Raw genomic sequence first — 14810 nt, 5'->3', positions numbered from 1 at the left:
AGCCGATTACAGTCGCATACGGCGTTCATCTTGCATCTGTTTTAAACGTGCATCAATCTTGGCTGACATGGCTAGATTCCCTTTCGCCAACCGTTGTGCGTGTAACATCGATTTAATTGCATTTTCTTCGTAACCCGACCAATACTCAGCCTCTGCACGATAACCCAATACATTGACTGCTTGTAATGGAGAACTCTTATCTAAATTGGTGGCTTGTTGCAGTAATTGCCAACCTTCTATATCACGCTGGTTTTTGTGGATAAAGCGTTGTACCAACGTTTGTGCCTGTGCAACTTGCCCTTGGCGAATCAGAACTTCCGCCAACTTATAGGACAAGGCTCTATTCTCCGGCATGGTCTTTTGAATCGGATTAATTGTGGCATAGGCCTGATCTAACTTATTTTGACCCAAATAAATATCAGTTTGGATCAAAGGAATCAGCACATGATTCTTGAGTTTCGGCTTCACTAAATCCAAATTGGCTTGTGCTTGTGCGTAGTCACCTTGTTCAAGATAGAACTTACTCAATGCCAATTGTGCAGCTGTATTTTTCTGATTTGCCAGTGACTGTAATTGAAGCTCAGTGGCCTGACTTGAAACCACTAAGGTATAGAGTTTTAAAATTTCAAAATCGAGATCGTAAATTTTTGATTTCACTTTCGGTAATTGATTAGCACGTAAACGTGCTTCGCTCATCCGTTCAGTAGTTAAAGGATGGGTAAACCAGAAGTCTGGTAAAAAACTGACACGACTGGTGGCACGATGCATGGTTTCAAAATAATCTGCCATGCTCTGTGGGTTATAACCTGCAGCATACATAAACTGCATGCCGATACGATCCGCTTCACGCTCCTGATTACGGCTATAACTCAACTGCTTATCCATCAATGCTGCTTGAGTCCCCATCATTACCGCTGCACCCGCATTGCCATCGGCTTGCGATGCGATGGCAGCCCCGACAAGAATTCCCGCCAATGCGAGCAAGCCCTGGCCCTTAAATGCTTCTTGAGAACGGCTGTAATGACGCTGAGCGACATGTGCAATCTCATGCGCCATGACCCCTGCAATCTCATCCATATTCTTAGCTGAAGTAATCAAACCTGTATTCAAGGCAAATAAACCACCAGGAACAGCAAAGGCATTAATTTGGGGATCTTTGATAATGACTAAACCAATCGGTTGGCCAAGTTGGGTCTGGCTTAAAATGCCTGAAAATACCTGTAAAAACTGATCTTCCAACCATGCATCTTGCACCGTTGGCATTTGACGATGCACTTCACGATAGACTTTTTCACCGATAAATTTTTCTTTTTGCTGATCGAGTAAACCTATACCGCTGCCAATTTCAGGCACTTCTGTTTGCCCAGCACTATGCGCAGGCAAAAAAACCTCAGTGTGACTCAGTTGAGTTGTGGCGAAAAGGCCACAGGCGAGCAGGAACGATCTCAAGTGGTTTCTCTATGATTTTAATAAAGAAATTTAATATAGCATTGAAAAAAGGAGAAATTTGCAACAAAGTGTTATAAAAGGCAGGAAAATCCTGCCTTACTTTATGATTTTTGAAATCAACTGAATTACTCTGCCGCAACGTAACGCTGATCTACACTAAATTTCTCTGGGAATTTGGCATTGATCGTGGCATAAAAAGACATGATCTCGGTCATATCCTTTTCATAATCCCCTGTAGGATAAACAATTTTTCCTACACCTGTTTTTTTCTTGGCATAGTCCATATACGCAAGTGCAATCGGTACACCCGCTGTTATTGCCACATGATAAAAACCAGTTTTCCATTGCTCTTGTTTAGCACGCGTTCCTTCTGGAGTCACTAGCATGACTAACTTAGGGTGCGTCTTAAATAAATCACTCATCAGCTGAACCATACTTGGACGTTCTTGACCTTCATGCTTGGCACGACGATCAATACCGATCCCCCCCATGGCACGCACAAAGGGACCAAATGGCAATTTCATATAACTGTCTTTGATGGTTAGGCGCACATTAACACCCAAGGCTTTTAACGCCAAACGCGCATATAAAGCATCCCAGTTGCTGGTATGCGGGGCAGCAATCATGACACATTGATCAATATTTAAATCCCAATGATTGTCAATTTCCCAACCCATTAAGCCCAAACTTTGTTCAGCTAATTTTTCAAACACCAGACGCCCCAAGACGAAGTCACAAAGGGCGCAAGTGTACCAATATTAATCAACTTAAAAAGATGGGCCCGCACAATAATGCAGCAATTAAATGATCAGCATTGTAAGCAATTATTCGAATTTCGGATTCACTAAATAGCGAGGTGTGCGATCTTCTAATGCATCAATCAAGTTCTGATAAGCAAGGTTGACCATCTTCTGACGTGTTTCAGCAGTTGCCGAACCGATATGTGGCGCAGTCACCGCATTTGCTAGCCCAAATAATGGAGAACTTTGTAGTGGTTCCTTGGCATATACATCTAAACCCGCTGCAAAGATTTTGTTTTGCTGCAATGCTTCAATTAATGCATGTTCATCCACCACCGAGCCACGCGCGATATTGACGAAGACAGCATGTTTTTGCATCAAATCAAATTGCTCGGCCCCAATCAATGCTTTTGACTCACTATTTAAGTCAACAGCCACTACAATAAAATCAGATTGCTGCAATAACTGATCTAAATCACGATACTGCGCATTGAAGGCCTGAGCCACCTCAATCTTTTCACGGCGATTATGGTACAAAATATTCATATTGAAACCATAAAAACCACGACGGGCAATGGCGGCTCCGATATGTCCCAGTCCAATAATGCCTAGGGTTTTGCCAAAAACATCTACCCCAAATTGTTCCATCGCAACAGTACGCTTCCACTGCCCTTGCTTGGTCCAAGCATCTAATTGTGGAATCTTACGTGCGGCACTCAGTAACAAGCTAAAGGCTAGATCGGCTGTGGTTTCAGTTAAAACGTGTGGCGTATTGGCAAGCCAAATTTTCTTTTGATTGAGATAGTCGACATCGTAGTTGTCGTAGCCAACCGACACGGTCGAAATAATTTTAAGTTTTTGTGCAGGTGCTAAATTGCTTTCATTGAGTAAACGCCCTGCACCAATCATGGCATCGGCATCAACCACTTCGGTCCGAATCTGTTCATTGATATCACCAAGCTTTGGATTGAGTACCACCACCTGATAATCTTGCTGTAACTGCGCTATCACGTCCTGATCTATTTGGCTGAATACAACGACTTTCTTCATGATTCGATTTCCGTTCTTTATTGCATGAGCTGCCACAATCGTCTTTTCAAGACAGGTTGAGCCAGCATTTCTTCTAAACTCGCTAAATGTAATATATTAGAATGCTGAATAAAGTCCAGTTGACCTAAGCATAATATCTTTCTGCCGCTTGCCGTAGCATCCAGAAAGCCTTGAATATAGGATGGTAGTCCTCTGCTCTCTTGAAATGCAGCCAAGGGAAATGGCCATTTCAACTCTGCGTATTGACCCAATCTTGCCTTTTGAATATTTTGCCAGAGCTGCCGTTGTGCATCGCTGAGCTGACTGCTTTCCAACAAAATGGCACAGTTTTCTAAAACATACATTTGCAGTTCAAATGCCTGAATCTGAGTTGTAATAACAATCTGTTCTTTTTCAACAACAACTTCTTTAACAACAGGCTTGGCAATAATTTCTGTAGGCTGAGGAACTTCTTTTTCGGCGATCACTAATGTTGGTCGCGATGCAACTTGAATCTCTTGTGGCGTTGATACGACATCTAATATCGGTGTCAGTGGCTGTGAAGTTTCTTCAACAATTTGATCCCGCCATAAGCTCGGTGCAGTATTTTTTTGACATACCACTTCTCTAGGAATCCAAACATCAATCCCCAAAGTTGCCAATATGTTTCTTTGCTGCCCGATCATGTTACCTACTCATTATCTTGATGCACAGTGATTTACAACACTGTAACCGTACATAGTCTAGCATAAACCAAGCCCCTCTAAATGACTTCCTTTTGCTCAATCACATCAATACACATTCAATTCTCGTTAGTTTAGGCAAATATTCAATAACAATAGGCAAGTTTTCACTCATCGACTTTTAGACAATATTTCATCATTTTGTCGCTTTTAGTTTTTATTAATATCGTATCGAATGCTCAAATGAAAAGGTTGACTCCATTTATGCTTATTCTTTTTGTTGCGATCGCCGTGGCCCTGCTTATTGCAGCGAGTGTTATATATGCACAACAACCCTTATTCGGTAAAATCCCTTCTGGTGAACGACTACAAGTCATTGAAAGCTCTCCCAACTATCGCCAAGGTCAATTTCGAAATTTAATTGAAAAATCAGGTATGAGCGAAGGCTCTAGTATTGCAGTTGAACTTTATAAAACCTTTATTAAAACCATTCCTCATCGTAATCCGATTGATCCCATTCCCTCCATTAAAACCAATCTACTTGCTCTTGATCCGAAACAAGATGTCATCATCTGGTTTGGACACTCATCGGTATTTATGCAGTTGCATGGTAAAACCTTTTTGATCGACCCTGTTATGAGTGGCAAAGCCTCTCCTTTCCCTTGGGGCACACGCGCCTATAAAGGGACTGATATCTATCGGGTTGAGGACTTACCTGAGATTGATTATTTGCTGATTTCGCATGATCACTATGACCACCTCGATTATGAAACGGCACTTAAACTCAAAGACAAAGTTAAATACGTGATTACTGGTCTAGGCGTCGGCGAACACTTTGAATACTGGGGTTATCCCAAAAATAAACTGATCGAGCGAGATTGGGGTGATCGAATCGAGTTTGATGATGGGATTAGCATAATCACTGAAACCACCCATCATGATTCACGACGTGCCTTTGATGGTGGAAAGAATTTATGGGTTTCTTTCGTGATTCAATCCCCGAATAAAAAGATTTTCTATACCGGTGATGGTGGTTATGACAAGCACTTTGTTGAGATTGGACAGAAATACGGCCCCTTTGATTGGGCCTTGATGGAAAATGGGCAATATGACGCCGCTTGGCGTTCAGTACATTGCCATCCTGATGAGGTTGCCCAAGCCACTGAAGAACTGAATGCACGTAATATGATTCCTGTACATCATTCAAAATTCAGTTTGGCCAAGCATGCTTGGTATGAACCGATTACCCGCATTGTTGAATATTCAAAAAGCAGAAAATATCGCCTTGCGACGCCGATGATTGGAGAATTGGTTGAACTGGATAATGAGCAGCAACCGTTTAAACAGTGGTGGAAGAATATTCGCTAATTCAAGCATGATTGTTATATCAGCCTCATTTCGATGGGGCTTTTTTATGGATACTGTAAAAATCGACAAGCTCATCAAATTAGGCAAACAACTGAGCATTTCAGGTCAATACGTTTCGTATTTTTAAGCTTAAATAAAATCATCAAAGATCAAGAAAATGACATCCACATGCCTTTTCTTAAATGATGAATCTTAAACAAAGGTCGTTAAAAATGAAAAATGTATTAATTCTTGGCGCATCAGGTCAAATTGCTCAATGGGTCATTAAAATGTTGGCCAACGAGCCTGAACTGACTCAAACGCTATTGCTCCGTGATGCAAAAAAATTAGGCACTGATTTGCCACCCAACGCAAAAGTCATTGAAGCAGATGTTTTGAATCTGGAGCAATTAAAGCAGGCTGTACAAGGGCAAGATATTGTTTATGCCAACCTTGCTGGTGAATTAGAACAGCAAACACGGAATATCATTGACGCCATGCACGGCGCAGGGGTTAAACGTATTGTTCTGATCAACTCATTAGGAATATATGATGAAGTCACAGGTAAGTTTGGTGAATGGAATCGCAATGAAATCGGCAAATACCTTGGCCCATATCGTAAAGCAGCGGATTTATTAGAAGCTTCTGATCTGGATTATAGTATTTTACGTGCAGCGTGGCTCATGGATGAAGATGAAATTGACTATGAAACAACGGAACGCCATGAGCATTTTAAAGGCACGGTCATTTCACGTAAAAGTGTCGCTGCCTTCGTGGTTAAAATTATTCAAACACCCGCATTAGCCTCTAGAAAAAACTTAGGACTCAATAAACCACACTCAGATGCCGATCAACCTTATTTCATCTAAATATGAAAAAATCGGACAAACAGGCACCCTGCGTGTCCGATCCTACCAAGTCTCGGTAGTAAGGGGTATTTTTTTAAACAGCAACCTGTTGGGCTTTTAGATGCGCATCTTTTAATGCATCCACCTTTAAAGCAGGAATATCCAGACCTTCCGCATAAACGAAGCGCACGTCATGGATACCCATTAAGCCTAAAACAGACTGTAGATAAGGCGTTACTGCATCCGTCACTTGCCCAAGGTGAATACCACCACGGCTGCTCATCACAATTGCCTTGACACCTTCAACCAGACCTTGAGGATAAGTTTCGGTATATCTAAAAGTATGGCGAGCACGCGCGACCAAATCGAACCAGTTCTTCAACTGTGTTGGCACATTCAGGTTGTACATCGGCGCACCGATCAACAATAGATCCGTTGCTTTAAGTTCTGCAATCAACTCATCCGATAACTGGACAATCTTTTGTATCGGCGCTGCAACGTGTTCTGCACCACGCAGCGCATGGAAAATTTCAGCATCCAGTACAGGTAAGTTAAGCGTGGTTAAATCACGAATGATCACTTCATCCTGTACGCCTGCTTCTGCACGTTGTTTTAAAAATGCATCGATCAAACGGCTCGTCTGTGATTGATCACCCATAATGCTTGATTTCAATACCAACACTTTCGCCATGTTTGCTCTCCATATCTTGATGGAGCTATCTTACTATTACATTTTAATCGCCAGTAGTGATACTATTTCAATCCATTGATTCCAAAAATTCTACAATCATGCAAACAGAGCTGAGTACGATTTCAATCTTTGTGACAGTGGTCGAGGCAGGAAGCTTTAGCAATGCTGCTGAACAACTACATCTGACCCGCTCGGCGGTGAGTAAAAGCATTGCGCGTTTAGAACAACGTTTGGGCGTGACTTTATTTAAACGTACTACTCGAACCCTCAGCTTAACAGCCGAAGGTACGCTGTTTTATGAGCACAGTCAGCGTGCTATTGCAGAAATCCATGCTGCTGAAAGCTTGTTGGATCAGGGTAAAATCAGTGCAACGGGCTTATTAAGAATTTCGGCCCCAGTTCTGTTTGGACAACTCTATGTTGCCCCAATGATGATTGAACTGGCACAACAGCATGCTGATTTGCAGGTGGAACTTTCATTTAATGATCGAACTGTCGATTTGGTCGAAGATGGTTTTGATTTAGCGATTCGTATCGGTGCTTTACCAGATAGCCATCATTTGATTGCGAGAAAGTTAGGTGATCATCGGATGCTACTCTGTGCCACACCCGAATATCTACAGCAATCAGGCACAGTGAAGGACTTGGATGATCTACAACAGCACACGGCCATTGCTTATCCTTATTCTGGGTCCCCACCGAAATGGCATCTTCAAGATGAACACAAACAACTGTATACCATCCGACCCCAAGCAAAATTGCTATTAAATGATATGCTGGTGATTAAAAATACCGTGTTGTCACATTATGGTATCGCATGGCTTCCCGATTGGCTCATTCATAAAGAACTACAGGATGGCAGTTTAGCTCAAGTCTTACCCGAGTTTTCCAGTGTCGACTTCCCAATCCATGTGGTCTGGCCGAGTTTGTCTTATATGCCATTAAAAACACGTTTGGCAATTGATCAACTCATTCAGTATTTACCGCCAACCCTATCAAACAATCGAAATATCTCCTGAGAAAAAAGAAAGGCTAAATTCCTTTAGCCTTTGCTTCATCTCAATACCGCGATCTCTTTCTGCTTACAATAAAGCAAGCTGTGGGAAAATTGCATCTTTGAATTCGAACTCATTGTTAGGATTGACTATCCCTACGGTTTTATCACTTAAATAAAGTTGATAAGCACTTTCAGCAAGTTGTTCAGCCGTCATCAACACTGCACCGTTATACAATTTATTGATGTCGATCCCACTACCATCTGCGGCAACGTTATGAAACTCACTTTGCGTTCCAGCAGGGGCAAGCACTTTTGCTCGCATATTTTTACCCTGCGTTCGCAGGCTAAAATCGATCCCCTCTGTAAATGAAGAGACATAGAATTTAGTGGCACAGTAAGGAATCGCGACATCAACTTCAGCGTACCCCCCTACAGATGACACATTGATTAATACCGCATCTTCATCCACATAGTCTTTGATATAACGCAAAGATAAGTCTGTTAATGCACGAACATTCAAATCCACCATATTCATCACTTTGTTTAGATCTGCATCCCAAGCTAAGTCATAGTCACCAAAGCCTGCATTATTAATCAGTACATCAATTTTATGATGTTTGACGGTGTCATATAACGCAGCCGTTTGCCCAGATACAGCTAAATCAAAGATCTGATTTTCGACTTGAATGGAATAACGGTTTTCTAAATCCTGCTTCATTTGCTCTAAAGCTTCACTGCGACGTGCAACTAAGATCAAATTGAAACCTTGTTGAGCGAATTGATAAGCAAGTGCTTTACCGATACCCGCACTGGCACCTGTAATTAATGCTGTTTTCATTTTAAGTCTTACCTATTGAATTAATAATCAGTACTTCGAGTTAAAGCTTCGTGCTGCTTAATTTCATCTAAATGAGCCGTTAAGGTTGGTATCACATAGTCAATCGCATCATTGCCAATCAATAGCTGTTTCGGTGGATTGTTCATTGCGGCGACTTGCATCACCACCTGTGCCAATTTGGCAGGACTGCCCTGTTGCTGTCCATCTGCAGCCGACATCAAAGACTTGGTATTACCCAATACTTCATAATCGTCATGTAACTGCATCCCGTATTCTGTTGAATGCTCACTTAAGAACTCAGTACGGAAAAAGCCGGGCTCAATCGCAGTAACCTTAATTCCAAATGGTGCAACCTCATCTAATAAGGCCAAACTAATCGCTTCGACTGCAAACTTTGAAGCTGAATAAAACACGGCATTCGCCACTGCTTTTACTCCAGCAATTGAAGACGTATTGATGATATGACCTGAGCGTTGCTCACGCATAATCGGTAACACCGCACGAAGTACGTTGGATGTGCCAAAGACATTAGTGGCAAATTGCCGTTCAATTTGTGCTGCGGTCACCTCTTCAAAACGTCCGAGTAATGGATAACCAGCGTTATTGACTAGAACATCTATCTGTCCAAAACGCTTTAGACCAATCTCTACAGCAGTTTTAACCTGCTGTTCATCGCGAATATCAAGTTCCACCAACTCAATCTGATCACTCGGTAAATTTGAATAAATCGCTTTGAGTTTGCTTAAACTTCTCCCTGTCGCAATCACTGAGTCCCCTTGCTGAATCGCTGCTTTAACAATTTCAACACCCATTCCACGTGTTGCACCTGTCACAAACCAAATACGTTTCATTGTGCTACTCCAATATCTCGAAAAAAAACAGGCCACTTTAAAGTGACCTGTTGGAATACTTTAAATGCGTGTGATTAAAGTTTTGTGCTAAAGAATGGAACCAATTGGCCTACCGCTTCATCAACAAAATTTAGTTTGTCGTAGAGAGACATATGGTTGGCTCCGACTACTACATAAAGTTGCTTATCGGTACTTGCTGCACGATTGATCAAGTCCTCACTCATCCATTTACTGCCTGCTACACTGCCTGCAATGGCCAATAAAGGTTGAGTAAAAAATGCTTCAGCTTTGTTATAGGCATCGTAAGTAATGATTTGAGTTAAACTGCGTGCAGTGGCAAAACCTGGTGCATTGGGATGTTCCGCACGTGGGGTATGGTAATATTCCCATGCTTCACGCAATTCCTCATTCGGTGCATCTTCTTCTCTCAATGGCGCAAGCGGAATCGTTGCAATTTCGGCACCACTGGCATCTGAAGTTCGAGCATCTGTACCTGCTTGGATATAAGGGATCGCATCTGCATCTTTAACATTGTTCTCCCAGCCATTACGGAACATTTGACCAATGTTAACGGCACTCACCATACCCACCGCTTTAATACGACGATCATTGATGGCTGCATTTGCGGTATAACCTGCACCCGCACAAATCCCCATCGCACCAATACGGTTATTGTCGACATAAGGCAGTGTTGTTAAATAATCAATCACGGCACTAACATCTTCAGTACGGATATACGGGTTTTCTAACTGACGTGGTAAACCTGTACTCGCACCTTGATATGAAGCATCGTAGGCAATTGTTACAAAGCCATGTTCAGCCAGCTTACGCGCATATAAACCAGCCGTTTGCTCTTTGACACCACCACCAGGATGACTCACCACCACTGCAGGATAGGTTTTAGTTTCATCAAAACCTTCGGGGAAGTTGATCACTGCTGCAAGGGTAATCCCTTGACCATTATGATTTTGGATACTGATTTCTTTTGACATTTTCATATTCCTCTATTGAGATTTTTTGTGTTTCAAACTTAAAGATGTGCTTTAAAAAATGGGATTACTTTTGCCAGTGCTTTAGCAACAGGCTCAGCTTGATCGTATAATTGGTAATGCGAGGTATTTTCTAAAACAAACAACTCTTTTTGCGTCGATGCTGCACGACGTACAATTTCATGGCCATCACGATAAGCACCGAATGCACCTGGTTTGTCACCGATCACGACTAAAATCGGTTGAGTTAATAAGACTTCAGCCAAATGAAATGCATCCCAGCCCAAAGCCACACTCATGCGGGAGAATAAGGCACTGGTTGCACCATTCGGTTGCTGACCACGCGCAGTTTTGTAGTATTCAGTCGCTTCGAGTGGATCAATATCGGTAATTCCCGCTTTTTTGCCTTCCTCTACGGATGGTGGCAGTAAATCATTCACCAACAATGCTGCACCACGAGCTTCAGCAGTACGTTGTTGGGCAATGGCTTCAAGCCCTGCAATTAAAGCTTCACCTGTGCCACCATAACCTTCACGGGTCATACGGCCAAAGTTCACGCCCGTGATTGAGGTCACGGCTTTGATCCGTTTCTCGGTCATCGCCGTGTTGAGTACATAAGCACCTCCACCACAGACACCTAAAGCACCAATACGATTTTCATCGACAAAATCTTGAGTGACCAAATAATCGACGGCATAACGAATATCTTCAACGCGATGATATGGATTTTCGATAAAACGTGGTTCACCACCACTTTCACCTTGGAATGATGCATCGATGGCCAGTACCACAAAGCCTGCATCCGCTAAGGCTTGACCATAAATATTGCCTGAAGTTTGTTCTTTACAGCTTCCAATTGGGTGAACACTGACAATGGCAGGATACTTTTTGCTTTTATCGAAATCATTTGGGAACAGGATATTAGCTGCCGACTCCCATGCTAGGTTTTTATATTTCACAGTTTGCATACTGAGTACCTCACTCGTAAATTATGCATGATGACAATCCGTTTCAGCTTGGATTTCTATCTTTCTATGTACTCAGTATAGGAGGATCGAATGTGATTGAATTGCCTATTCCAACAGGAATTTTGCCTATTTTGTTTATTCATATTTATTAAGATTTTAACAATATTTTTCAATTACATATAAAATAAAAAGCCTATCTCCCCATAAGAAATCAGGCTAAATCTTTATAAAAGATAAAACATTTAAATGAGTTGTAATTCCTGAATATCTCGTTGCGGTGCAGTACCAAATAAACGTGAGTATTCACGGCTAAATTGTGATGCACTTTCATAACCAACCAAGCCCGCGGCATGCCCGACATCAAAGTGTTGATTCAGCATTAAATGTCGAGCCTCCTGTAAACGAAGTTGCTTTTGATACTGCAACGGGCTCATACCTGTAATTTCACGAAAATGCTGCCTAAAGGTTGAGGGGCTCATATAGACCTGCTCAGCCAAATCATCCATACGAATTACCTGTACGAAATTGTGCTTTAACCAAGCGACAGCCTTCGCAATTTTTTGACTGACTGAACCAGTTTTAATCAATTGACGCAGATACACCCCATTCGGCCCAGTCAATAAACGAATCATGATCTCTTGTTGCAAGATTGGCGCAAGCTGTGGCAATAACACGGGTTCATCCAGTAAATTTACCAATCGACTCATCGCTTCAAGCAGTGTGTAATCCATTGTTTGAATACCAAATGAGGGCTGAACTTTTTCTTTCAAATGGATCTGCCCCATCTCGCCAACCATGGCAGTAATCATCGGCACATCAAGTAACAACATTAAACCTAAAAAAGGCTGGTGGTGACTAGTTTGACGTGTATGGCTAATCACAGGAATATCGATTGTGGTCAACATGGATTGACCTGCGCTATAGGTCAAAATCTGGTCCCCAATCATAATCTGCTTTTCACCCTGTAATACAATCCCCAGCCCCAAGTTATAGATACAATGTGTCGCACTGGCTGCTGAACGGCGATGTAAAGATAAGGCAGGAATCGCTGTTTGATGATCGCCATCGGTTTGAATCAGACGATTTACGCTATTTGATAATAAGGCGATTACATCACGGGTGTTTTCTGCAATCATCGTTTGATCCTCTCGAGTGGCTTAAATCGTTTCAGTGCTACGTAGTTTGAACCAACCTTCCCTGACTTGTATTTCCTGCCAGAGATGCTCAGGAATACTCAATTCAGGAACATCAGCAGGATTTAGTTCAAGGGCAATCTCATCGAATTGTCCAAGCTGTGCCAACGCGACCCAGTTCGGATTCATCACCAAGGCTTTACCAATGGCAATCAGCGGTAACCCGAGACCTAAAGCTTGTTCAGCCTGTTGAGGTGTGCGTAACAAACCTGCAGCAATCACAGGAATTCGATCTGCCACCCGTTTTAATACATGTTGAATACTAAGCTGCTGCTGAAGATCATGTTTAGGCACCGAATGCAGTACATCGGCTAAAGACACATGTAAATAGTCAATCTCAGTTGCAATTAACTGATCAATCAGCTCCAGACTGTCTGCAATAGACAAACCATTGTCTTCGTACTCTTCAACAGAAATACGATAACCCAATGCAAAAGGACCTTGCGCATGTTGTTGAATAACACGCTGCACTTCCGCGACCACGGCTAACGGAAATGCCATTCGTTTTTCGAGTGAACCGCCCCATGCATCATCACGTTGGTTATATAAAGGTGAAAAAAAGTTTTGAATGATAAAGCCATGTGCACCATGCAACTCAACCCCATCAAATCCAGCTTCAATCGCTCGACGGGTTGCTTCACCAAAATCATCAATCAACTGCAAAACTTCATCGTGAGATAATGCTCGACTGGAAAGTTGTTCAGCCTTAAACGGACCCGCAGTAATTGCCAAGCGACTTGCACTGACAACATCTGCATCAGCAATCAAGTTTGGAATCGCTTTGATACCTGCATGAAAAATTTGTAGGATTGCAGGCGCTCCGCCACTTTTAGCGGCTTGAGCCAATTGGGTCAGACTGGGTATAAAGCGATCATCAAAGCCAGCAAACTCGCGGGTAAAGCCAATCCCATTTTCTTGCACATGGGTACAACCTGTGATCACCAAGCCAACCTCTTTCACACGCTTACGCATGTACTCAAGCTCCTGAGCTGAAATCGTGCCGTCTTCATTTGCTGACCAAGTGGTCATTGGCGCCATGACGATTCGATTCCGTAAACTCAAATCTGGGGTTAATTGAAAAGACTGGAATAATTTAGGATTCACTGAACACACCATGATTCACCTCCAACAGGAGATTTTGCAAAAATAGAAAGTTGATCAGTCACCTGACCAACTCAAAAACACCGTTTTTTGAACAACAAGTCAGAATTAAAGATTGGCTTGATAGAATGGAATGAGCTTATCTAAAGCAATTTTGACTGGCTCGGCTTTGTCATATAGATCGTAATGAGACCACCCTTCGACAACCACCAACTCTTTATTTTTTGATGCAGCACGATTGATGATTTCAAAACCATCACGATAAGCACCGAAACCACCAGGTTTACTCCCCACAATAATCATCAGGGGCTGAGTTAATAGGATTTCGGCCAAGTGGAAAGCATCCCAACCCACAGCAACAGCATTGTGAGAGAACACTGTTTTATTAACACCATTCGGCTTTTCGCCACGTGCTGTACGGTAATATTCGGTTGCTTCTAATGGGTCGATATCGGCATGATCGGCTTTTGCTGCTTCTACCGTTGGATATAGACCTTGATCAACCCGAAGTGCTGCACCTCTTGCTTCAGCTGTTCTTTGAGCAGCAATGGCTTCTAAGAATGCAATCGGATTACCGCCACTGGCTTCACGCATGACCCGTCCATAGTTCGCACCTGTAATGGTTCCTACAGCTTTAATACGGCGTTCAGTCATGGCTGCATTGATCGAGTAACCTCCACCCCCACAGATGCCCAAGACGCCAATTCGATTTTCATCGACATAATTGAGTGTGACCAGATAATCAACCACAACGCGAAAGTCTTCAACACGGAGTGATGGATCTTCAATATAACGTGGTTCTCCTCCACTTTCGCCTTGGAAACTGGCATCGAATGCAATCACCACAAAACCCGCTTTAGCGAGTGCTTCACCATAAACATTGCCTGAGGTCTGTTCTTTGCAACTACCAATCGGATGTGCGCTAATAATGGTTGGATATTTTTTAGTTTGATCAAATTCAGGTGGAAAATATAAATCTGCGGCAATATCCCAATAGGTATTTTTGATTTTGACTGCTTCCATTTCTTCACCTCTTGAATGTAGGAAAGAGTAAGCAAAGATCTCTTTGCTGATAACATCAGTTTA

15 protein-coding genes are annotated in these 14810 nt (G+C 42.4%); 3 read left to right on the top strand and 12 right to left on the bottom strand.

Features of this window, described 5'->3' with window-relative positions; genetic code table 11:
• Window positions 1-6 precede the first annotated feature (6 nt).
• From WA352_RS15560 to WA352_RS15545, 4 genes are all read right to left on the bottom strand, one after another.
• A complete protein-coding gene (locus WA352_RS15560; RefSeq protein ID WP_442892281.1) occupies window positions 7-1404 on the bottom strand; it encodes a M48 family metalloprotease in 1398 nt (465 codons plus the stop codon).
• Between the two features lie 170 nt (window positions 1405-1574).
• A complete protein-coding gene (locus WA352_RS15555) occupies window positions 1575-2162 on the bottom strand; it encodes a 1-acyl-sn-glycerol-3-phosphate acyltransferase (RefSeq protein ID WP_004808338.1) in 588 nt (195 codons plus the stop codon).
• Between the two features lie 111 nt (window positions 2163-2273).
• The gene (locus WA352_RS15550) at window positions 2274-3239 is read right to left on the bottom strand and encodes a 2-hydroxyacid dehydrogenase (RefSeq protein WP_336143144.1); all 966 of its coding nucleotides are present in this window, start codon (window positions 3237-3239) and stop codon (window positions 2274-2276) included.
• A 17-nt stretch (window positions 3240-3256) separates the two neighbouring features.
• Window positions 3257-3904 (bottom strand): hypothetical protein, encoded by a 648-nt coding sequence (locus WA352_RS15545; RefSeq protein WP_336143143.1) that lies wholly within the window; start codon window positions 3902-3904, stop codon window positions 3257-3259.
• A 261-nt stretch (window positions 3905-4165) separates the two neighbouring features.
• Here WA352_RS15545 and WA352_RS15540 point away from each other — a divergent pair, with 261 nt between their 5' ends.
• Both WA352_RS15540 and WA352_RS15535 read left to right on the top strand, forming a co-directional pair.
• Entirely contained in the window at window positions 4166-5269 is a 1104-nt protein-coding gene (locus WA352_RS15540) for an MBL fold metallo-hydrolase (protein ID WP_336143142.1), read from the top strand.
• 212 nt (window positions 5270-5481) lie between these two features.
• Window positions 5482-6117 carry an SDR family oxidoreductase gene (locus WA352_RS15535; RefSeq protein ID WP_336143141.1) on the top strand — a complete coding sequence of 212 codons (636 nt, stop codon included), beginning with the start codon at window positions 5482-5484 and terminating at the stop codon, window positions 6115-6117.
• A 73-nt stretch (window positions 6118-6190) separates the two neighbouring features.
• Here the strand turns inward: WA352_RS15535 and WA352_RS15530 are convergent, their stop codons facing one another.
• Window positions 6191-6787: an FMN-dependent NADH-azoreductase gene (locus WA352_RS15530; protein WP_336143139.1), complete on the bottom strand. Its 597-nt coding sequence runs from the start codon at window positions 6785-6787 to the stop codon at window positions 6191-6193.
• A 98-nt stretch (window positions 6788-6885) separates the two neighbouring features.
• Between WA352_RS15530 and WA352_RS15525 the strand changes: the two genes are divergently transcribed.
• On the top strand, window positions 6886-7806 hold the full coding sequence (locus tag WA352_RS15525; RefSeq protein ID WP_336143137.1) for a LysR family transcriptional regulator: 921 nt from the start codon (window positions 6886-6888) through the stop codon (window positions 7804-7806).
• Between the two features lie 63 nt (window positions 7807-7869).
• Here WA352_RS15525 and WA352_RS15520 read toward each other — a convergent pair whose 3' ends face one another.
• The 7 genes from WA352_RS15520 to WA352_RS15490 all read right to left on the bottom strand — a co-directional run bounded on the left by WA352_RS15520 (window position 7870) and on the right by WA352_RS15490 (window position 14747).
• A complete protein-coding gene (locus tag WA352_RS15520; protein WP_336143134.1) occupies window positions 7870-8622 on the bottom strand; it encodes an SDR family NAD(P)-dependent oxidoreductase in 753 nt (250 codons plus the stop codon).
• Window positions 8623-8642: 20 nt separating this feature from the next.
• Window positions 8643-9473, bottom strand: coding sequence for an SDR family NAD(P)-dependent oxidoreductase (locus WA352_RS15515; protein WP_336143132.1), 831 nt, complete (start codon window positions 9471-9473; stop codon window positions 8643-8645).
• Window positions 9474-9547: 74 nt separating this feature from the next.
• Window positions 9548-10465, bottom strand: a complete 918-nt coding sequence (locus WA352_RS15510; RefSeq protein ID WP_336143130.1) for an alpha/beta hydrolase — start codon at window positions 10463-10465, stop codon at window positions 9548-9550.
• Between the two features lie 38 nt (window positions 10466-10503).
• Window positions 10504-11430, bottom strand: a complete 927-nt coding sequence (locus WA352_RS15505; protein WP_336143129.1) for an alpha/beta hydrolase — start codon at window positions 11428-11430, stop codon at window positions 10504-10506.
• Between the two features lie 242 nt (window positions 11431-11672).
• A complete protein-coding gene (locus tag WA352_RS15500; protein WP_336143127.1) occupies window positions 11673-12566 on the bottom strand; it encodes an AraC family transcriptional regulator in 894 nt (297 codons plus the stop codon).
• A 21-nt stretch (window positions 12567-12587) separates the two neighbouring features.
• Window positions 12588-13739, bottom strand: a complete 1152-nt coding sequence (locus WA352_RS15495) for an NADH-dependent flavin oxidoreductase (protein WP_336143125.1) — start codon at window positions 13737-13739, stop codon at window positions 12588-12590.
• A gap of 93 nt (window positions 13740-13832) precedes the next feature.
• Entirely contained in the window at window positions 13833-14747 is a 915-nt protein-coding gene (locus WA352_RS15490) for an alpha/beta hydrolase (protein WP_005213373.1), read from the bottom strand.
• Window positions 14748-14810: the final 63 nt, after the last annotated feature.

The sequence above is a fragment of the Acinetobacter sp. 102 genome, assembly GCF_037028485.1.
Taxonomy (GTDB): domain Bacteria; phylum Pseudomonadota; class Gammaproteobacteria; order Pseudomonadales; family Moraxellaceae; genus Acinetobacter; species Acinetobacter higginsii.
The sequence above is the reverse complement of the archived record's forward strand: the minus strand, read 5'-3'. Positions and strand labels throughout refer to the sequence as shown.

What these genes read in the sequence shown, in the direction of transcription:
- WA352_RS15545 (WP_336143143.1), bottom strand. Translation starts at nt 3,904, where the DNA reads ATGATCGGGCAGCAAAGAAACATATTGGCAACTTTGGGGATTGATGTT.
- WA352_RS15510 (WP_336143130.1), bottom strand. Translation starts at nt 10,465, where the DNA reads ATGTCAAAAGAAATCAGTATCCAAAATCATAATGGTCAAGGGATTACC.
- WA352_RS15500 (WP_336143127.1), bottom strand. Translation starts at nt 12,566, where the DNA reads ATGATTGCAGAAAACACCCGTGATGTAATCGCCTTATTATCAAATAGC.
- WA352_RS15530 (WP_336143139.1), bottom strand. Translation starts at nt 6,787, where the DNA reads ATGGCGAAAGTGTTGGTATTGAAATCAAGCATTATGGGTGATCAATCA.
- WA352_RS15515 (WP_336143132.1), bottom strand. Translation starts at nt 9,473, where the DNA reads ATGAAACGTATTTGGTTTGTGACAGGTGCAACACGTGGAATGGGTGTT.
- WA352_RS15535 (WP_336143141.1), top strand. Translation starts at nt 5,482, where the DNA reads ATGAAAAATGTATTAATTCTTGGCGCATCAGGTCAAATTGCTCAATGG.
- WA352_RS15540 (WP_336143142.1), top strand. Translation starts at nt 4,166, where the DNA reads ATGCTTATTCTTTTTGTTGCGATCGCCGTGGCCCTGCTTATTGCAGCG.
- WA352_RS15520 (WP_336143134.1), bottom strand. Translation starts at nt 8,622, where the DNA reads ATGAAAACAGCATTAATTACAGGTGCCAGTGCGGGTATCGGTAAAGCA.
- WA352_RS15505 (WP_336143129.1), bottom strand. Translation starts at nt 11,430, where the DNA reads ATGCAAACTGTGAAATATAAAAACCTAGCATGGGAGTCGGCAGCTAAT.
- WA352_RS15490 (WP_005213373.1), bottom strand. Translation starts at nt 14,747, where the DNA reads ATGGAAGCAGTCAAAATCAAAAATACCTATTGGGATATTGCCGCAGAT.
- WA352_RS15495 (WP_336143125.1), bottom strand. Translation starts at nt 13,739, where the DNA reads ATGGTGTGTTCAGTGAATCCTAAATTATTCCAGTCTTTTCAATTAACC.
- WA352_RS15550 (WP_336143144.1), bottom strand. Translation starts at nt 3,239, where the DNA reads ATGAAGAAAGTCGTTGTATTCAGCCAAATAGATCAGGACGTGATAGCG.
- WA352_RS15525 (WP_336143137.1), top strand. Translation starts at nt 6,886, where the DNA reads ATGCAAACAGAGCTGAGTACGATTTCAATCTTTGTGACAGTGGTCGAG.